Origin of the sequence: Noviherbaspirillum sp., from assembly GCF_035944575.1 — a bacterium.
Lineage (GTDB): Bacteria > Pseudomonadota > Gammaproteobacteria > Burkholderiales > Burkholderiaceae_D > Noviherbaspirillum.
The window spans coordinates 70251-90845 of sequence record NZ_DASZBA010000208.1 but is presented as its reverse complement, the minus strand read 5'-3'; the positions used below and the strand labels follow the sequence as shown (position 1 = coordinate 90845).

Below are 20595 nucleotides of genomic sequence, written 5' to 3'. Positions count from 1 at the left end.
ACGCGACCCCGGCAGCCTTGCCCGGGCAAGGAAAGAGTTCGGAAGCGACGTCCTGGTTGTTGGAAGCGATGCCGGCAAGGTAAGCGAGATCGCGTCCTTGGTTGAGCAGGTAAAGGAGCGGTTCGGCCGCATCGATGTATTGTTCGTGAATGCCGCGATCGCCAAACCCGCGCCATTCGAATTCGTCACCGAGGCGCAGTTCGACGAAACGGTCGGCATCAATCTCAAGGGTGTTTTCTTCACGATCCAGAAGGCGCTGCCTCTTTTCAGCAATGGCGGTTCCATCATCGTGACTACCTCCATCGCCAACCAGATGGGTTCGCCAAACTTCAGTGTCTACAGCGCGAGCAAGGCGGCACTGCGCTCGCTGGTGCAGACCTTGGGGCTGGAGCTTATCGGAAAGGGCATCCGCATCAATGCCATCAGTCCGGGGCCGATCTCCACGCCGATGTTCGATCGTTTCGGGCTTCCGGACGAAATGGTCCAGGGCATCAAGGGGGAAATCGAACGGAAATCCCCGATCAAGAGATTCGGTACCCCTGCCGAGGTCGCCAAGGCGGCGCTATTCCTGGCCACGGATGAATCGTCGTACATCGTCGGCGATGAACTCGTGATCGATGGCGGCATGAGCTTGCTGTAAGAAGGCTGGTTTAGTCATCATGAGCGAATTGATTGGACAGGCGATCCATACCGCATTGTGGGAGGAGGATGCCCAACCCTCGAACCCCTACGCCGCGGATGTATGTTATTGCCGAGGCTACGATGTGTATGGTGATGTGCTCGGAAAGGCCAGTTATCTCGAATATTTCTATTTACTGTTCAAAGGCGAACGTCCTGATAAAGAGGCGCTAGCGCTCTTGAATGCTCTGGCTGTGGCATTGGCGAATCCAGGGCCACGCGATCCTTCCGTGCACGCCGCGATGGCAGCGGGTGTCGGAGGGTCGACAGCGGCATCTGCTCTGATGGCCGCATTAGCCGCAGGGGCGGGCTCCTTCGGCGGCGGACGGGAGGTATTTCTGGCTCTTGAAGCATGGCGTGAACGAGGAAATGACCTTCAGGCGTGGATTGCCGGCCTGAGTAATCCAGCGCAACCGACGCGCATGCAGGTCTGGCCCCATCCGGAGCACCCGCCGGGATTCGAGCCATATGGACATGAATGCGCAAGACCGGTAATTCAAACGCTCACGACGCTTTCAAACATCTCACCCGACGGTCACGCATCATGGCTGCTCCGCGAGCGGCCAGCGCTTGAGCGGTCCGCCGGCCGACCACTGGCGATGACCGGCGCGGCGGCGGCGGCTTTTATGGATTTGCGCTTTTCGGCTGAAGAAGGCGAAATGTTGACCTTGCTTCTACGTCTGCCGGGTGCGGCCGCGCATGCGCTGGAGCAGGGCAGGCAAGGCTTCCGTAATTTTCCATTTTTTTCTCTGGATATCGAGAATGATCCAAAGGGCGGAAAGGCGAAGGACGTGGCGTGAATAATAAACATCCGTTTCATGATTACGAAGGGTCATTGCGTACGAAAATGGGCGGTTGCTTTCCCGGTGAACGGGCCGTTTTTCGGGGACGTGATCTGCATACTGATCTGAAGGACCTGGATTGGGTTGAGTTATATACCCTGGGAATCACGGGAAGGCGATTCTCGCCGGCGCAAATCAAGCTGTTGCATGCGCTGTGGACCTACACCAGCTATCCGGATGCCAGACTTTGGAACAATCGCGTAGCTGCCTTGGCTGGCAGTGCCCGTAGTACAGGTGCGCTTGGGGTTGCTGCCGCCATCGCTGTTTCCGAGGCCTCTATATATGGGTGGCAACCGGAACTCGCAGCAGCCGATTTCCTTGTGCGTGCCCATGAATGCATCGCTGCAGGGCAGTCCTTGCAGGAGATTTTGACGCTCGAACTGGAGCGACACCGATATATTCTCGGATATGGCCGCCCGGTAGCCACGTCGCGAGTGGACGAACGGATTCCTGCCGTGCTTTCCCTTATGGAGCAGTTGAACCTGGAGCAAGGCCCGTATCTTCGACTGGCATTTGAAATCGAGCGGACATTGTTTCGAATGGGACGCAAGCTTCCGATCAACTATGCTGCCGTTATAGTCGCCATTCCTCTCGACATGGGCATGTCACCACGCGAGTGCTATCTTTTTGTGTTGCCCTCCTTTCAGGCTGGAATGCCTCCGTGCTATCTCGAGGCCACGGAGCGGCCTGAAGGCGCGACATTCGCAATGAAATGTTCACAAGTCCATTACTCGGGTCCGGCAAAACGCCGTTGGAGCGATTCGCAATGACAATAAGAGACTGAGCAAGGGAAAATAGATGAAGTTAAATTGGTCGTCCTGTGTTCTGTGTGGCGCCGCTTTGTTGTCTGCCATCGGCAGTGTGAAAGCGCAGCAAAGCGACGAAGAAGAACTGGCGCTCTCCTATGGAGACAAGGCATCCGTCAGCATAGCGACCGGAAGCCAGCAATCTTTGTCTCGGGCACCTGCTGTTGCATCGGTGATTACCGCACAGGACATCCAGGCTATGGGAGCGATAGATTTAAATCAGGTACTTGAAAGCGTACCTGGTCTGCATGTATCCATGTCCTCCCTTACATCGAGCCCGATCTTCAGTTTTCGTGGAATAAGCACCATATACAATCCCCAGGTATTGATGCTGGTGAACGGGCTCCCGATCACCAACGTGTTTGTCGGGAATCGGAGCCTGGCATGGGGCGGGATGCCGCTCGAGAATGTTGCCCGCATCGAAGTCATACGGGGTCCCGGTTCCGCCCTGTACGGCGCGGACGCGTTTTCAGGCGTCATCAACGTCATCACTAAAACGGCGAAAGAGATTAAAGGAACAGAATTCGGTTCTCGCATCGGTAGTTTCAAAACTCGTGATGCATGGCTTCAGCATGGAGGCAATCTCGGTCCGGTCGAGGCCGCGCTGTTTCTTCGTGTGGGGCATACCGATGGCCACGACGGTATTATTCGACAGGACGCGCAATCAGCGTTGGACCGTATTTTCGGTACTCGCGCCTCGCTTGCACCGGGTCCGATCAATGCCTCCCGAAATGCACTGGATGTAAGGACCGACCTGTCTTTGGACGCTTGGCGTTTCCGGCTGGGTTACCAAAAGAGGGAGGTCGGTATCGGCACCGGCTTGGCGGAAAGTCTTGCACCTGAAGATAAGATGCCTGAGTCCAGGCTGTACTTGGATCTTAACTATCAGAACAACAACTGGATGCCGAACTGGGATATCTCGGGCGTACTGGGGTTCTACGACATCAAGGAGAAGGCCGGCAATCCTCCGTTCACGCTCTTCCCGCGTGGTGCTTTTGGCGGTGTTTTTCCCAATGGAGTAATAGGAAATCCAGCACATTCGGAGCGCCATGCGCACATGAGCTTTTCGGCGTTCTACACCGGTTTCGAAAAGCATCGGATAAGGGCGGGCGCCGGATTGCGAGCCGAGGATTTGTATTCGGCTACGGAAACGAAAAATTACAACATCGTCACCGTACCCGGCGTCGGTCCTGTATTCACTCCTCTCCCGGGGCTGATCGACGTCACCGGCACACCGCTGGTGTACATGCAGCCGCACAAGCGCAATCTGGCATATGTCTTTGCCCAGGATGAATGGAGTTTGGCGAAGGACTGGACGCTGACGGCGGGTGTTCGTCACGATCGTTACTCCGATTTCGGCAGCACGACGAATCCGCGGCTCGCCCTGGTCTGGGATGCGGCCTATAACGTCGTCGTCAAGGCACTGCACGGCCGAGCCTTCCGCGCGCCGAGTTTCACCGAGCTTTACAGCATCAACAATCCGGTCACCATCGGCAATCCAAGGCTGAGGCCCGAGACGATCGCCACCAATGAGCTGGCGCTGTCGTGGCAGGCGGCTTCCAACCTGCAGACCAATCTGAGTCTGTTCAACTACCGGATGCGGGAGATCATCCGATTCGTTCCGAATGCCGATCCAACGACAGGTTCGACCGCGCAGAACAGCGGCAGCCAGTCCGGACACGGCTTTGAATTCGAGTCCACCTGGGATGCGACCCGCACGCTTCGCCTGACGGGAAGCTGGTCATACCAGCGGTCCACTGACGATGTCAGCGGTCAGGATGCCGGACTGGCACCGCACAAGCGCGTGTTCGTCCGCGCCGACTGGCGCTTTGCGCCGCTTTGGCAGTTCGGCACCACGGTCAACCATGTCGCCGACCGCAAGCGTCAACCCGGCGACCCGCGCCCGCCGATCGCGGACTACACGACAGTCGACCTGACCCTCAAACGTGAAAAGATCGCGGGCAACTGGGATTTCCGCGCAACCGTCCTCAACCTGTTCAACCGCGACGCCAGGGAACCCAGCCTCGCGCCAGGCAATATTCCTTTCGATCTTCCGCTTCCGGGCCGTGCTCTCTATGTTCAATTGCAGCACACTTTCTAGACGGTCCGTCGGCCTGTATCGCGGCATGGCCGCGCCGAACAGCACGTTCTTCCATTGTGCGGTATCAAAATGATACGCCGTCCGCAACTATCCGTCGCGCTGGTCCGGCTATGGCTCATTGCCTGTGCCTGGTCGGTGTCCATCGAGGCGAGCGCCGGCCCCGATCGTCCCCGCCAAGGCGGAGCGGACAAATCGCTTGCACCGCACGCAGCGTGGGACACGCCGCTGCTTCGACCGGTGCGTTATGAATCGGCGCTCATCAGTCTCGCCGATGCGACCGAGCCCAAGCGCGTGGATGCGTCGGCGACCGCTTCGATTGCGGTCGTCTACCCCGACCTCGGCGAGCCGTACCGCAGCGTATTCATTCAAATCATCGAAGGCATCGAAGACGCCGCCGGTGCGCCGGTTCGGCAGTATGCGGTCGGATCCAATACGGACCCGTCCGATCTGCGCGCGCAACTCAGGCGCAATGGCGTCAAGGTAGCAATCACGTTGGGGCGCCAGGGTTTGAAGGCGATGTCGGGACTGGATAAGGATATCGCGGTCGTGGCGGGCGGTGTACTGTCGGTACCCGAAGCGGAAAGCAGAAACCTGCTTGCGGTAAGCCTGACGCCCGATCCCGCCTTGTTGTTTTCGCGCCTCAAAAATTTGTTGCCGGGTATGCGGCGCGTGATAGTTATATACAATCCTCAGCAGAACGAATGGCTTATCCGGCTGGCACGTGAGGCAGCCAGGGTACACGGCCTGGAGCTGGTGACCTATGAAGCGCGCGATTTGTCGTCGGCGGCAAGGACTTATGAAGCTGCCTTTGCCACCATTGACGGCAAGCGCGACGCGATCTGGCTTCCGCAGGACAGCACGACGGTAGATGAAAGCGCAGTGCTACCGATGATTCTGAAGGAGTCATGGAACCGTAACGTGCCGGTGTTTTCCAGCAGCTTTATACATGTCAAGAAGGGCGTTCTTTTCGCGCTATATCCAAACAATGTCGAAATGGGCCGGACCTTGGCCAACTCGGCATTTGGTATCCTGAGCGGCGACTCCCGCAGGCGCGGTGTACTGCCGCTACGTGAAGTGAACACGGCGGTGAACGTACGAACCGCCAGTCACATCGGCCTGAACATCGGCTACCAGCAACAGCGCAGTTTCGATTACATCTTTCCGGAGCCATGATGTTTCGATCGATAAGCGACTCTTCAAATCAACACGATGTGGCTAGTGCCGCATCCTCAATGTAGTACCGCCGCATGCTTCGCAATTACCTCCGCAAAACCCGCTTCCGTCGTCAACTGACGATCACTGTCAGCACCGCCATCCTTGGACTCGCGCTGTTCTCATCCCTGATGAATTCATGGGAAGCCAGCCGGCGCATGGAAGGTTACCTGGTGGAGCAGGGCGTGCGCATCGCGGAGAATCTCGCCCGGCAGAGCGTGCTGGCGCTGCTTTACCACTCCGGCGACAACGTACGTGAAGGCGTGGCGACGACGCTTGCCTTTCCGGACGTGCTGCATGTCGAGCTGCGCAATGCCACGCAGCAGGTACTGCTTTCGGAAGCCAAGGCCGGCGCGAACGTTACGCCGCAGCCGCCGGACGTGACACGTGTCCCGGTGTCCCAGGCAATGCTGGTGTCGCAGTCGAGCGACCAATGGCGATTCAGCGCGCCGGTCTACGGCGGTCAATCCGATCCATCGCCGTTCGATGTGCAGGAGCGGCAGCCGCAACTTCTCGGTTATGTGGAAGTGGTGATCGGCAAAGGTACCTTGCATCGTCTGGTGGCATCGTTATTGTTTGGCAACCTTGCGATCACGCTGTCGTTTGCAGCGATGCTGCTGGCGGTGATGCGCCTGCTGGCGCACCACATGGTCCAGCCGTTGAACGCGCTGTCTCAACTGATGGGGCGCGCGGAGTCGGGAGAATCCGGCATGCGCGCGACGCCGGAAGGCCCGCGTGACATCGTCGATATGGCTCATGCGTTCAACAAGATGATGGCGGTGCTGGAAGAACGCGAGGCCGAGCTGAAGCAATCCCGCGACGAGGCGCTGCGCACCGCTCTGACGAAGGCGCAATTCGCCGCGACGGTAAGCCACGAGGTGCGCACCCCGTTGAACGGCATCGTCGGCATGCTTGACATGCTGAAGGAAATGCGCCTCACCAAGCGGCAGCAGGAATGCGTGGATGTCGCCTGGAATTCGTCGCGCGCGCTGATCGAACTGATCAACGACATTCTCGATTTCTCCAAGATCGAAGCCGGCAAGCTGGAGCTGGAGAAAGTCGATTTCGACTTGCGCAAGCTGGTCGAGGAAGTGATCGAGCTGCTCGCCAAACAGGTGCAGCAGAAAGGTATCGAGATCGGATATCTGCTGTCGCCCGGCGTGCCCGAACGGGTGAACGGCGATGCGTTGCGCTTGCGCCAGGTGCTGCTCAATCTCATCGGCAATGCGGTCAAGTTCACCGAGCGCGGTGAGGTGGCGGTACGCGTCGCCAGTATCGGTGACGGCGACAACCTCATGCTGCGATTCGAGGTGAGCGACACCGGCATCGGCATGGATGACCATGCGGTGCAGAACATCTTCCAGTCGTTCGTGCAGGCGGATCGCACCACCACCCGCAAATACGGCGGCACCGGACTCGGCCTGGCGATCTCCAAGCAGCTGGTCGAGCTCATGGACGGCCGCATCGGTGTGGACAGCGCGCGCGGCAAAGGCAGCAGCTTCTGGTTTACGGTGGCCTGCAAGCCCGGCAAGTTGCTCCCAGCGGAAACTGAAGATCATGCCTTTCTCGGCATGCGCGTGCTGATCGTGGAAGAAAGCGAAATCGTGCGTGACTTCCTCGAAGAAAACCTGGCCAACCGCGGCATGCGATGTCATGCAGTTCACAATGGCCGCGAAGCACTGGCGGAATTGGGACGCGCCGAGCGCATCGGCGCGCCCTATGAATTGATCATCGCCGATATCAATGCCAGCGATGAGCGCGGCGCCGACCTGGCGCGCCGCATACGGGCCGACGCCGGCGTCTCGCCGCCGCGCCTGTTGATACTGGACCGTTACCATCCGTCGGTCGACTCCGCGCCGGTCAACGGCGAGGCGCATCTCGGCAAGCCGTTACGGCTGAGCCGTCTGATGGAAACCATCCGCCGCCTCATGCCAGGCGGCGAAGGTAATGAAACACTTGCGACGCCCCTGAACGGGCAGGTTGCGTCAACCACCACGGGATACCGGGTCCTGGTGGTGGAGGACAATCGCACCAATCAGATGGTGGCGGCGGGAATGCTGGCAATGAATGGCTGTCATTGCGAATTTGCCGCCAACGGGCGGGAAGCGATGGAAGCCGTTCGCCGCGGCCGCTTTGACCTCGTCCTGATGGACTGCAACATGCCGGAAATGGACGGCTATGAAGCAACAGCCCATATTCGCAATTTCGAGGAGCCGCTCGGCAGGCGCACGCCGATTGTGGCAATGACCGCCAATACCCAGCAGGGCGACCTTGAAAAATGCCTTTCCTCCGGCATGGATGACTATCTTGCGAAACCGATCACTCTGGTTGAATTGCGGCAAAAGCTGGAGCGCTGGCTCCCCCGTCGCGGTGCGGCACGCGCGGACCTGCCCGAACTGGATCTGGCCGAAGCCGATGCAAGTCCTCTTGATCAGGCGGTGTTCGAGAAGCTGCGGGAAATCCTCGGTCCGTCCTTGCAGCAGTCCATCAGCCCGTTCCTGGAAGACACCCCTGCGTATCTCGACAAGCTGGACCAGGCGGTCGAAGCCGGGGACGCCGATACCGCGCGCGCGATGTCGCACTCCATCAAGGGAAGCGCGGGCAATCTCGGCGCCACCGCGCTGGCACAGATCGCAAAGGAAATCGAAGAACTGGCGCTTGAGCAGCGGGTGACGGAGATCCAGCCGCTGCTGGGCCGCCTGCGGCAGGCGTATAACGCGGTTGCCGTCGTGCTCGGCACCGAAGTCTATATCGAGGGTCGTCTGAGCGCCCGCCAGGATGACGAGGCACCGCAGGTGCTCGTGGTGGATGATGACCGCAGCACCCGCAACTCGTTGCGCCACACCCTGCAGCGCGACGGCTTCCGGGTCGAGGAAGCGGCCGACGGCGCGCAGGCGCTGCAGATGCTCAAGCGCCTGCAGCCCGACGTGATCCTGATGGACGCGGTCATGCCGGTGATGGATGGTTTCACTGCCTGTGGACGTGTCCAGGAACTGCCGCATGGCCGGGCGATTCCTGTCCTGATGATTACGGCGCTGGAGGACAATGTGTCGGTCGAGCGCGCATTTGCCGCCGGCGCCAGCGACTACATTCCGAAGCCGATTCATTTCGCCGTGCTGTCGCAGCGGGTACGCCGCATCATCGACGCCAACCAGGCGGAGAAGCGGATCCGGCACCTTGCGTACAACGATTCGCTGACCGGTCTTCCGAATCGTTCTCTCTTCATCGATCAGCTCGGGCACCGGATCGAACATGCACGCCAGGCCGGTGAATCGGTGGCATTGCTGTTTCTCGATCTCGACCGCTTCAAGAATGTGAACGATACGCTGGGGCACGCAGTCGGCGATCGTTTGCTGGTGGCGGTTGCGCAGCGTCTGCGTCGCAGCGTGCGCAATGCCGACTGCGTTGCCCGTCTCGGTGGAGATGAGTTTACCGTGGTGCTAACCGACGTTGTCGGCCCGAATGCGGCAGTGGCTGCGGCCCAGAACATCTGCCGTGCGCTGGGCACGCCGTTCCAGATCGATGGTAACGATATTTTCGTCACCGCCAGCGTCGGCATCTCGCTCTATCCGCATGACGGCGCTGATGTTGGCACGTTGCTCAAGCACGCGGATACCGCGATGTATCGCGCCAAGAAAAATCACAGCGGCTTCCAGTTTTTCGAAGCATCGATGGAACAATCAATTTCCGATCATGTGCAACTGGAAAACGATTTGCGCCGCGCCCTCGATCGCAAGGAGTTCGAAGTGTATTACCAGCCACAGGCGCGCGTGAGCGACGGACGCCTGGTCGGGATGGAGGCGCTGGTGCGCTGGAAGCATCCTGTGCGCGGCATGGTTTCACCGGCCGACTTCATCCCGCTGGCCGAGGAGACCGGCCTGATCACCCGGCTTGGAGAATGGGTGCTGCGTACCGCTTGCGCGCAGTTGCAGGCATGGATGGAGGCGGGCATGCCGCCCATACGTGTTGCCGTTAATTTATCGGTCAAGCAACTGCTGCAGAAGGATTTCACCGCTACGGTGGAGCAGGCGCTGGCGGATACCGGCTTGCCGCCGGATCTGCTGGAGCTGGAAATCACGGAAAGTACCCTGATGGAAAACGCGCAGGACACGTTGCAGGCATTGCACCGCCTGCGGGGCATCGGCCTGCGCTTGTCGATCGATGATTTCGGTACCGGGTATTCGTCGCTATCCTACCTGAAGCGGTTCCCGGTCGACATCATCAAGATCGACCGTTCCTTTGTCAGGGATGTGTCGCACGACGCCGATGATGCATCCATCGTCACAGGCATCATCGCGCTTGCGCACAGCTTGAGGCTAGAAGTGGTCGCCGAAGGCGTAGAGACCGAGGCCCAGCTGCAGTTCCTGCGCCAGCAATCCTGCGACATATTGCAGGGCTATTTGCTGAGCCAGCCAGTGCCTGCGGAACAGTTCATGCGGTACGCGATGTCGAAGCTGCACATCTGACGAGCAGATATTTGAAAGACAGGGACGCCGCCATCGAAAACGGCCGTCCCTGTCCCTGCAAGCGTTCCGGCTACTTGGTCCTGAAACGCGGCAGCCTGTTCCACCACTTGAATGCCGCCTTGGTATTGGCCTTGAGCGAATAGTCGAAGGTTGCGACCTGTTCATCCATCGCCTCGCGCAGTACGCTCAGGGGATCTGCGGGTTCCAGCTTCAAATACGCATCGGCTTCGCCATGTTCGCGGTGAATTTTCATGCCGGCTTTCCTGGCGATATGCATCATCGTCTGATTGGAAGAAAGGCAATGCATGTAGAGAGTATCGATGTCCTCGTTGCGGCAATGGATGGCGGCGCGCTCGAACAGCTTCGAGCCCACGCCCATGCCGCGTGCCGATGCGGAAACCGATACGCCGAACTCGGCAACGCGTTCCTTTAAAGTCGCGCTGCTGAGAACAGGCAAGGCTTCGCGCGGTGCAAAAGCGAGATGACCGACACCCAGCAACGCCAGGTTGTTGTCGTATACGCCAAACACGGCGTCGCGGGTGAAGTCGAGTCGCTGGACGTAACGAGTAATCAATTCGTCCGGAAGGATGGAGCCAAAACGCAACAGTCGATCATTTTCATCAAGAGCCAGAAAATGCATCAGCATGCGGCGCCGGTCCCGTTCGGACAGTTCCTTCACACGTATTGCTGGCTTGTCGCCATGCTGCTGCTTTGCACCAACAGCTTTTGTTTCAGAAGACATAGTGTAGAAATCGGTCGGGTTCATGCGGCCTCAGCAGGAATCGCGTATTTGTTGCAACGCACAAATACATTGTAGGCGATGGATAGAATCCTGTCGGATCCACAGTCCGTAAATGCCGCCGATTTGCGCCAACTCAATGGCAGCATGGATAAAACTTGGCGATGCCTGTTACGTAAAACCCACAACTGTCGCCCCCAAGGCAAAAAATGGACAATGCGCCAGCCTTTATCGTTAACGAAAGGAAATCCGTTATGGTTCGCTTCCTGTCTTGCATCCTGTTTTTTGTGCTGTTCAATGCGTCGATGCCGTTAGTAAGTGCCGAGGATGGTGTCACCAGCGACACGATTCTGATCGGTCAGACGGTCGGCTTGACGGGAACCGTCGCCGCGCCGGTCAAGGAAATGAATGAGGGTGCCGAAGCGTATTTTGAGTTGATCAACAAGCAAGGCGGTGTGCATGGACGCAAGATCAAGCTGCTGACGCTCGACGACAAGTTCGATCCCGCACTGACCCTGGCGAATGCGGAAACCTTGATCAAAAAAGAGCGCGTGTTTGCATTGTTTCAGGGACGCGGCACACCGCATACGCAAGGCCTGCTGCCACTGCTGGCGGAAAATAACGTGCCGCTCGTGGCACCCAGTACGGGCGCCACCATATTCCATGAACCGATAAGCCGCCAGTTATTCAACATTCGCGCAAAGTACCACGATGAAGTCGCCAAAGTGATCGAGCACCTCAGCACAACCGGTGTGAAAAAAATCAGCCTGCTGCATGTGGAAGATGCATTCGGTACGGATGGTCTGGAAGGATTCAAGAAAGCGATGGCGACGCACAAGCTTACGCCGGTCGCCATTTCAAAATTTGCGCGGGTCAATCCGGACTATGCCGCAACCGCGGCCGAAGTCATCGCCGCGCAGCCGGGTGCATTGCTCATCATCAGCTCCGCCAAGAATACCGTGGAAGTCATCAAGGCCATTCGCGCTCAAGGCGGCCGGATGCAGATACTGACGCTGTCGAACAATTCATCGCAAGCCTTCGTAAAGGATCTCGGTCCGGCGGGTCAAGGCGTGATCGTGACCCAAACCACGCCGGCGCCGCATCTGCTGTCGACGCGGCTGGGCCAGCAATTCAATGCCGCGGCGAAAGCGACCGGCGCGACGATTTCCTATCCGTCGATGGAAGGTTTCGTCAACGCGAAGGTTCTCGTCGAAGGGTTGCGCCGTGCCGGCAAAAACCCGACCCGTGAAAGCTTCATCAAAGCATTGGAATCGATGCAACGTGTCGACTTCGGCGGCTTGATGGTGACCTATGGCCCGGATGACCACACCGGCAGCGAGTATGTGGAACTCACCATGATCGGCAAGGACGGCCGATTCGTCCGCTGACGTTCCGGCATCGCTTCTTTTCTCTATACCAATGGCAGGGCGGTCGTGTCCTTGAGACGCTGCAGGGCAAAGCTGGATTTCACATCCAGCACCGCCGGATGGCGCAGCAGGGTCTCCATCATGAAGCGGGAGAAATGTTCCATGTCTTCCACGTGGACCCGCAATAAATAGTCCATTTCGCCGGTCATTGCATAACAGGCCACGACTTCCGGCCAATTGTCCACCGATGCGGCGAAGCTGGCGCGCGGCGAACGGGAACCTGCCGCCGGCGCGTCGCTGTGCTTTTCGAGCCGGACATTGATATAGGCCAGCAATCCCAATCCGATCTTGTCCGGATCAAGCAGCGCCACATACTGCCGGATGATGCCGCTTTCTTCCAGGTTCTTGATGCGCCGCAGGCAGGGTGAAGGTGACAGGTTTACCCGTTCGGCGACTTCCTGGTTGGTCAGGCGACCGTCGGCTTGCAGGATCGAAAGAATTTTCCTGTCGGTTTTATCGAGCTCAATCTTTGGCATATCTTGCTCAAGGCTATGATGAATGAGCAATATTATTGCGCAAAAAGCGGAAGAGAAGCGAAAATTCGCAATTTTATACTTCAACGACTTGTCTATACTGAAATCCATATTCAACCCTTTCAATCGGGCCGCATCGTGACCAGCCGGCGCGCCCCAACAGGAGACAGACATGGATTTCCAACCCTGGGACAACCCGATGGGCACCGATGGATTTGAGTTCATCGAATACGCTGCACCTGATCCCAAAGCGCTCGGTGCGCTATTCGAGCAGATGGGATTTACAGCCATCGCCCGCCATCGGCACAAAAACGTGACACTCTATCGCCAGGGCGGCATCAACTTCATCATCAACGCGGAGCAGGATTCCTTTGCTCAACGTTTCGCCCGCAAGCACGGACCTTCCATTTGCGCGATCGCCTTTCGCGTCAAGGATGCGGCGGCCGCCTACAAGCGGGCACTGGACCTCGGCGCATGGGGTTTCGACAACAAGACCGGCCCAATGGAATTGAATATTCCCGCCATCAAGGGCATCGGCGATTCCCTGATTTATTTCGTCGATCGCTGGCGCGGCAAAAATGGCACTACGGGCGGCATCGGCGATATCAGCATCTATGACGTCGACTTCGTTGCAATTCCCGGCGCGCAAGCCAATCCCGATGGACATGGCCTTACCTACATCGATCACCTGACGCACAATGTCCATCGTGGCCGCATGAAGGAATGGGCGGAGTTCTACGAACATCTGTTCAACTTCCGCGAGGTTCGCTATTTCGATATCGAGGGCAAGCTCACCGGCCTCAAATCGAAAGCCATGACGTCCCCATGCGGCAAGATCCGTATTCCAATCAATGAATCGTCCGACGATAAATCGCAGATCGCCGAATATCTGGACGAATACCACGGCGAAGGCATCCAGCACATCGCGCTTGGCACCGATAATATCTATGCGACCGTGGAAGGCATGAAAGCCGCCAATGTCGCGTTCCAGGACACCATCGAAACATATTACGATCTGGTCGACAAACGCCTGCCGGATCACGGCGAGCGACTGGAAGACCTGAAGCGCCTGCGCATTCTGATCGACGGCAACAGCAATTCTTCCAAGCGCGAACTGCTGCTGCAGATCTTCACGCAGACGGTCATCGGGCCGATCTTCTTCGAGATCATCCAGCGCAAGGGCGATCAGGGCTTTGGCGAAGGCAACTTCCGCGCCTTGTTCGAGTCGATCGAACTGGACCAAATCCGGCGCGGCGTATTGAAAGACGAAGACGTTTCTGCTTGAAGCGGAACGAGCACCACTCCCGGCGGACATCCCGCCGGCGAAGGGAAGAACAGCCGTACGGAGACAGAGTATGAATACCACAGTAGAGCAGGCCGATTTCTTCAAAACCATGGAAGACAAATCCGACGGCGGCAAGCTGCGAGGGGATTATTCAAAGGCCGATGATCGATATGTCGTTGCGCAGGATTGGAGTGCCTACACACCGGAGCAGCATGAATTGTGGCGCCGGCTGTACCAGCGCCAGGCCCGCCTTCTGCCCGGCCGGGCCTGCGATGTGTTTATCGACAGTCTTGCGAAGATGGAAGCCGCCGATGGGATCCCGCAATTCGATCGCACCACCGAAGCGTTGTACAAGGCCACCGGATGGCAACTGGTTGCCGTTCCTGGCCTGGTGCCCGAGCTGACCTTCTTCGAACATCTGGCGAACCGGCGCTTTCCAGTGACGGTCTGGCTGCGGGAACCGCATGAGTTCGACTACATCGTCGAGCCGGATGCATTCCACGATTTCTTCGGCCACGTGCCGCTGCTGTTCAACCCGATCTTTGCGGACCATCTGCAGGAATATGGCAAGGGCGGACTGAAGGCACTGAAACTGGATGGCTTGAGCTATCTCGCCCGGCTTTACTGGTACACGATCGAGTTCGGCTTAATGCAAGGCCCGCAAGGCCTGCGGGTGTACGGCGCAGGCATCTTGTCCTCGGGCGCGGAAATCGAGCATTGCCTGACCAGTCCGGCGCCGCGCCGCATCGCCTTCGACGTGGAGCGCGTCATGCGCACCCAGTACAAGATCGATTCGTTCCAGGAAACCTATTTCGTCATCCGCGATTTCGAGCAGCTTTTCAACGATACCTCGCCGGACTTCACGCCGCTGTATGCAAAGTTGAAAACGCTGGAGCCGTTGCCCGCGGACAGCCTGCTTGCGGGAGAAGTAAATATCGGTCCGAACCCGCTGTAAGCGTCGATGACTTAGCTGGTGATGCGATTGCGGATCAGGGCGCGCATCTCGTCCAGCGTGACCTTGCCGTCCTGGTTGGTGTCGATGTAATTGAAATATTCAACGGTGCGGCCCATGTTGGCCTCGCCCGCTTCGGTCCTGGTGAGCGCGCCGTCGCCATCCTGGTCGGCATTGTGGAAGAGTTCACTGAACTTCGGTACGTACTTCAACGGCTTGATGTCGTCCTTCGGCGCGGACGGAGACTGTGCAATGGCGATGCCGCCCGCAAGCAGAATGCTCATGAGCGTGAACGAAATGGTGAATTGCATGCTTGCTCCGCTTGCTTCGGTGAACGACCGACTGTAAAAAATAGTTCCGGCTTGCACCAGTGCAGTTACGGCTTGTTACACCGCATGAATCCTGCGTTTGTGCTGCGCCGTGCATTGAGTGCAAGGATCGCTTGTGCTAATGTGCAGCATGTCAAAACAATAAACGACGGGCCCACAAGGCATGTCAGTTTGACAGCGAAATCATCGCATCCAAAGACACAATTTTTGGCCTGGAGACTCAATGAACGCACCACTTTCCACCGGACAGCGTCCGCTGCTGGATGATATTTCCCTCGACGACAAATTCACCCTGGAGCGCGGCCGCGCATTCATCACCGGCACCCAGGCGCTGATTCGCCTGCCGATGATGCAGAGGCAGCGCGACGTCCACAATGGCCTCAATACCGGTGGTTTCATCACCGGCTACCGCGGTTCGCCGCTCGGTAATGTCGACATGACGGCGATGAAGGCCAGGAAGCATCTTGAGGCACATCATGTCAAGTTCCATCCGGGCATGAATGAGGATCTCGCCGCGACGAGCATCTGGGGCACCCAGCAGGTTAATCTTTTCCCCGATGCCAGATACGATGGCGTGTTCTCGATGTGGTACGGCAAGGGGCCGGGCGTGGATCGCTGCGGCGACGTCTTCAAGCATGCCAACATGGCCGGCACCGCAAAGCATGGCGGCGTGCTGGTGCTGGCCGGCGACGACCATGCGGCGAAGTCCTCTACCACCGCGCATCAAAGCGAACACATCCTGAAGGCCTGCGGCATCCCGGTGCTGTACCCGTCCTCGGTTCAGGAGTATCTCGACTATGGCCTGCATGGCTGGGCGATGAGCCGCTACACCGGCCTGTGGGTGGCGATGAAATGCGTGACGGACATCGTCGAATCCGGCGCCTCGGTGGATCTCGATCCGGAACGGGTAAAGATCATCACGCCGGCCGACTTCGAGCTCCCGCCGGGCGGCCTGAACATCCGCTATCCGGATACCGTGCTCGACCAGGAAGCGCGGATGAACCACTACAAGTGGTACGCGGCGCTCGCCTATGCCCGCGTCAACAAACTCAACCGCATCGTCTGGGACAGCCCGCATGCGCGCATGGGCATCATTACCGCCGGCAAGTCTTATCTTGATACCCGCCAGGCGCTGGCCGATCTGGGCATCGACGAGCATGTGGCGCGCGATATCGGCATCCGCCTGTACAAGGTCGGCATGACATGGCCGCTCGAAGCGGAAGGCGTACGCGAATTCGCGCAGGGCCTCGAGGAAATTCTGGTGGTGGAAGAGAAACGGCAGATCCTCGAATACCAGTTGAAGGAAGAACTGTACAACTGGCGCGACGATGTGCGCCCGCGCGTCGTCGGCAAGTTCGACGATACCGGCGAATGGAGCGGTAACCATCGCGAAGGACATGGCAACTGGTTGCTGCCGGCAACCTATGAACTGAATCCGGCGCAGATCGCACGCGCGATCGCCGCGCGCATTTCCAAGTATTTCTCCGGGCATCCTATCGAGCAGCGGGTCAGGGAACGCATCGCTTATCTTGAAGCGAAGGAAGCCGTGCTCAAGGTCGGCAGCAAACCGGACCCCGCGAAGGACCGCATTCCGCATTTCTGTTCCGGCTGCCCGCACAACACCTCGACGAAGGTGCCGGAAGGCAGCAGGGCGCTGGCCGGAATCGGCTGCCACTACATGGTGCTATGGATGGACCGCAGTACGTCCACCTTCACTCACATGGGCGCGGAAGGCGTAACCTGGGTCGGTCATGCGCCGTTCACCAATGAAAAGCATGTGTTCGCCAATCTCGGCGACGGCACCTACTTCCACTCCGGCCTGCTGGCGATCCGCGCGGCGGTGTCGGCCAAGGTCAACATGACCTACAAGATCCTGTACAACGATGCGGTCGCGATGACCGGCGGCCAGATGGTCGATGGTCCGCTCGATCCGGCGATGATTTCGCGCCAGATCGCCGCCGAAGGCGTGCAGCCGATCGTGGTGGTGACCGATGATCCGGACAAGTATCCGGCCGGCGTGAACTGGGCGCCGGGCGTGACCATCCGTCATCGCGACGAACTCGATGCAGTGCAGAAGGAGATGCGCGAAATCAAGGGCGTGTCGGCCATCATCTATGATCAGACCTGCGCTTCCGAAAAGCGCCGCCGCAGGAAGCGCAATGAGTATCCGGACCCGGCCAAGCGGGCGGTGATCAATGAAGCGGTCTGCGAAGGCTGCGGCGATTGCAGCGTGCAATCGAACTGCCTGTCGGTCGAGCCGATGGAAACCGAGTTCGGCCGCAAGCGGCAGATCAACCAGTCGTCGTGCAACAAGGATTTCTCCTGCGTCAAGGGATTCTGTCCGAGCTTCGTTACCGTCGAAGGCGGTCAGTTGAAAAAGCCAAAGAAGGCCGCCGTCAGCGACAGTTCGGGCGCAAAGAAATTGCCCATCCTGCAGGGCAGCAACCTGCCGCAGCCGGTATTGCCGTCGACGCAGCAGCCGTTCGGCATCCTCGTCACCGGCATCGGCGGTACCGGCGTGGTCACGGTCGGTCAGATCCTGGCGATGGCCGCGCATGCGGAAGGCAAAGGCTGCTCGGTGCTGGACATGAGCGGTCTCGCGCAGAAGGGCGGGCCGGTGATGTCGCATGTGCGCCTGGCCGATCATCCGGAAGACATTCATTCCACCCGCGTCGGCACCGGCGCGGCGGACCTCGTCATCGGCTGCGATGTCATCGTCACCGCGAGCCGCGATGCGCTGTCGCGCATGGGCGAGGGACGCACGCATGCGGCGGTTAACGGCACGGGCACGCCGACCGCCGCCTTCGTCAAGAACCCGGACTGGAAATATCCGGGCGCAGCGGCGGAAGCGGACATCCGCAATGCCTGCGGTGCAGACCGCGTGGATTTCATCGACGCCGGCAAGGTGGCCACCGCGCTGATGGGCGACAACATCGCCACCAACATGTTCATGCTCGGCTATGTATGGCAAAAGGGCTGGGTGCCGCTATCGGAAGCGGCAATCATCAAGGCGATCGAACTCAACGGCGTCTCGGTGGAGTTCAACAAGCAGGCATTCATCTGGGGACGCAATGCGGCGCATGACTGGGATGCGGTAGAGCGACTGGCGAAGCAGAACGACACCGCCGCCCAGGTGATCGAGTTCAAGCGCACGCCGACGCTCGATGATGTGATCGCACGCCGCGTCGAGTACCTCACCGCCTACCAGAATGCCGGCTATGCGCAGCAATACCGCGCGCTGGTCGATGAGGTCCGCGCGAAAGAGTCTGCGTTGACGGGCTCGCAGAAAGGCCTGCGTCTGACCGAAGCGGTGGCGCATTATTACTTCAAGCTGATGGCGTACAAGGATGAATACGAAGTGGCGCGCCTGCATGCCGATACCGCGTTCAAGGCGAAGATCGACGGCATGTTTGAAGGCGACTACAAGATCAAGTTTCATCTCGCGCCGCCGCTGCTGGCCAAGCGCGACGCCGACGGGCACCTGATCAAGCGGGAATTCGGCCCCTGGATGATGGGCGCCTTTTCGGCGCTGGCGAAGCTGAAGTTCCTGCGGGGTACGCCGCTGGATATTTTCGGCTATACGGCGGAACGAAAACTGGAGCGGGCGCTGATCAGGCAATACCGCGATACCGTCGCGGGCTTGCTGTCGCGCCTGAATGCCGGCAATCTTCCTCAGGCAGTTGCTATCGCCAGCATCCCGGCGGATATCCGCGGTTTCGGGCATGTGAAGGAAAGACACCTGAAGGCGGCGAAAGAGAAGGAACAGGCCTTGCTCAAGGAATTCGGCATGAGTTCGGGCACCACGGCGGATGCGGCACAGCGTGCGGCCTGAGTGCTGACGCATCCGGCTGCAGTATCAAAAGCGAAAGGCGGGGTTGAGTAAATCAACCCCGCCTTTTCTTTTGTGCTTGGCGGTATTGGAGCGGCCGCGAAATGATCAATCGAGCTGGTGCTTCAGTGCCGAGACTTCAATATGTGTCAGGATGACGGCACTCTTCACCGCGTAACTCACTTCGTCGGCCGGGTGTATCGCAGCCTGCGCGTGTTCGGTCAGTTGCGCGAGGCTATCGACGCTGCGGCGGATGCGATGGCTGTTCTCGGAATGCAAAGCCTGTTTTGCCTGGCGCGATCGAACGCTCAGTTGCTGTACATAATATTTGAGGTCGGGCGGTACCGATGAGTCCTTGTTGCAGGCATTGGCGGCATGACGAATGGTTCGATCGATGAATTTCAGTCGTTGCCGCACCTCGTCGGTCTGATAATACATACGCGTCTCCTTGTAAGTTATGTGCGACGAGCGGGTCGGATGTTGATTTCCTGTTCCGCCGCCAGGCCGATGCCGTTTTGTTATGGCGCGAAGGCCCCGTTCGATAACCGAAACTCGGTAAAGTTCCTTTCGGAATGTTAAAGAAGCGCCAAAGTGGTGCGGAACTTTGATAGCAGGCATTGAGGTCAAAATTGCAATTCAATTTGCAAAACGAAACCGGATACCGCCGTGCAAACGACCATCGATCTTTTTCCCGAGGAAGCGCCCATTGTTTCAGAAGCATCCTCGACGCAGCTCCTGATCGGCTGCGCGGGATGGAGCGTGCCGAGCGCCGCCGGGGAGAAGTTTCCGGCGGAAGGCAGCCACCTGGAGCGCTATGCGGCGGTAATGCCGGCAGTTGAAATCAATACCTCGTTCTACCGGCCGCACAAGCCGGCCACCTACGTGCGCTGGCGCGATAGCGTGCCGGAGTCGTTTCGCTTTTCAGTAAAGGTGCCGAAACGGATCACGCATGAATTGCGGATGAAGGAGATCGATGCGGACCTGCGGCGATTCATGGAGGAAGCCGGTCACCTCGAACACAAGCTCGGCTGCCTGCTTGTGCAGCTGCCGCCCAGCCTGCGATATGACGCGCCGTCTGCCGGGCATTTCTTCGATTTGCTGCATACGCTCACGCAGGCCGATGTGGTGTGCGAACCGCGCCATGCGACCTGGTTTGCCGCCGACGCGGCATCGATGCTCGAAGCGCGGAACGTCTCTTACGTTATCGCGGATCCGCAGGCCGTCGAGGCGCCGCCGCCGGATACCGGTGCGGGTATGGTCTATATCCGCCTGCACGGTTCACCGCACATGTACTATTCGCCGTATTCCGATGCGTATCTCGACCAGTTGCATGCCGATATCGCACGGAAGCTGCAATCAGGACGGCGTGTCTGGTGCATCTTCGATAACACCGCTGAGGGTCATGCCGTGCCGAATGCCCTGTCGCTGCTGTCGCGCTTCGGCTGAATGCCCGGCG

15 protein-coding genes are annotated in these 20595 nt (G+C 58.8%); 11 read left to right on the top strand and 4 right to left on the bottom strand.

Translation table 11 applies throughout. The features are described 5' to 3' along the window. The 6 genes from VGU61_RS16875 to VGU61_RS16850 form a co-directional block, all read left to right on the top strand. On the top strand, positions 1-640 hold a 640-nt coding region (locus VGU61_RS16875; protein WP_326860370.1), incomplete at its 5' end, for an SDR family oxidoreductase. Positions 641-764: 124 nt separating this feature from the next. Beyond that, entirely contained in the window at positions 765-1478 is a 714-nt protein-coding gene (locus VGU61_RS16870; RefSeq protein ID WP_326860369.1) for a citryl-CoA lyase, read from the top strand. Next, complete coding sequence (locus tag VGU61_RS16865; RefSeq protein ID WP_326860368.1) at positions 1475-2290, top strand: hypothetical protein; 816 nt, start codon at positions 1475-1477, stop codon at positions 2288-2290. The genes VGU61_RS16870 and VGU61_RS16865 overlap by 4 nt, the downstream gene beginning before the upstream one ends. Positions 2291-2318: 28 nt before the next feature. Beyond that, the gene (locus VGU61_RS16860; protein ID WP_326860367.1) at positions 2319-4427 is read left to right on the top strand and encodes a TonB-dependent receptor; all 2109 of its coding nucleotides are present in this window, start codon (positions 2319-2321) and stop codon (positions 4425-4427) included. A 69-nt stretch (positions 4428-4496) separates the two neighbouring features. Further along, complete coding sequence (locus VGU61_RS16855) at positions 4497-5600, top strand: ABC transporter substrate-binding protein (protein ID WP_326860366.1); 1104 nt, start codon at positions 4497-4499, stop codon at positions 5598-5600. A 74-nt stretch (positions 5601-5674) separates the two neighbouring features. Continuing rightward, positions 5675-10105: an EAL domain-containing protein gene (locus VGU61_RS16850; protein WP_326860365.1), complete on the top strand. Its 4431-nt coding sequence runs from the start codon at positions 5675-5677 to the stop codon at positions 10103-10105. 70 nt (positions 10106-10175) lie between these two features. On the opposite strand, the gene VGU61_RS16845 is transcribed toward VGU61_RS16850, so the two are convergent. Beyond that, complete coding sequence (locus tag VGU61_RS16845; protein ID WP_326860364.1) at positions 10176-10847, bottom strand: GNAT family N-acetyltransferase; 672 nt, start codon at positions 10845-10847, stop codon at positions 10176-10178. 251 nt (positions 10848-11098) lie between these two features. Between VGU61_RS16845 and VGU61_RS16840 the strand changes: the two genes are divergently transcribed. Next, positions 11099-12232, top strand: a complete 1134-nt coding sequence (locus VGU61_RS16840; RefSeq protein ID WP_326860363.1) for an ABC transporter substrate-binding protein — start codon at positions 11099-11101, stop codon at positions 12230-12232. Between the two features lie 23 nt (positions 12233-12255). Here the strand turns inward: VGU61_RS16840 and VGU61_RS16835 are convergent, their stop codons facing one another. Next, positions 12256-12747: an Lrp/AsnC family transcriptional regulator gene (locus VGU61_RS16835; protein ID WP_326860362.1), complete on the bottom strand. Its 492-nt coding sequence runs from the start codon at positions 12745-12747 to the stop codon at positions 12256-12258. Positions 12748-12916: 169 nt separating this feature from the next. Here VGU61_RS16835 and hppD point away from each other — a divergent pair, with 169 nt between their 5' ends. Both hppD and phhA read left to right on the top strand, forming a co-directional pair. Further along, positions 12917-14029, top strand: coding sequence for a 4-hydroxyphenylpyruvate dioxygenase (hppD, locus tag VGU61_RS16830; protein WP_326860361.1), 1113 nt, complete (start codon positions 12917-12919; stop codon positions 14027-14029). Positions 14030-14099: 70 nt separating this feature from the next. After that, positions 14100-14984, top strand: coding sequence for a phenylalanine 4-monooxygenase (gene phhA, locus VGU61_RS16825; protein ID WP_326860360.1), 885 nt, complete (start codon positions 14100-14102; stop codon positions 14982-14984). Between the two features lie 11 nt (positions 14985-14995). Here the strand turns inward: phhA and VGU61_RS16820 are convergent, their stop codons facing one another. Then, positions 14996-15292 carry an EF-hand domain-containing protein gene (locus tag VGU61_RS16820; protein WP_326860359.1) on the bottom strand — a complete coding sequence of 99 codons (297 nt, stop codon included), beginning with the start codon at positions 15290-15292 and terminating at the stop codon, positions 14996-14998. A gap of 241 nt (positions 15293-15533) precedes the next feature. Here VGU61_RS16820 and VGU61_RS16815 point away from each other — a divergent pair, with 241 nt between their 5' ends. Continuing rightward, on the top strand, positions 15534-19142 hold the full coding sequence (locus VGU61_RS16815; protein ID WP_326860358.1) for an indolepyruvate ferredoxin oxidoreductase family protein: 3609 nt from the start codon (positions 15534-15536) through the stop codon (positions 19140-19142). A 105-nt stretch (positions 19143-19247) separates the two neighbouring features. Here VGU61_RS16815 and VGU61_RS16810 read toward each other — a convergent pair whose 3' ends face one another. Then, positions 19248-19577 (bottom strand): hypothetical protein, encoded by a 330-nt coding sequence (locus VGU61_RS16810; RefSeq protein WP_326860357.1) that lies wholly within the window; start codon positions 19575-19577, stop codon positions 19248-19250. Positions 19578-19805: 228 nt separating this feature from the next. Between VGU61_RS16810 and VGU61_RS16805 the strand changes: the two genes are divergently transcribed. Further along, on the top strand, positions 19806-20585 hold the full coding sequence (locus VGU61_RS16805) for a DUF72 domain-containing protein (protein ID WP_326860356.1): 780 nt from the start codon (positions 19806-19808) through the stop codon (positions 20583-20585). The last annotated feature ends 10 nt before the right edge of the window (positions 20586-20595 follow it).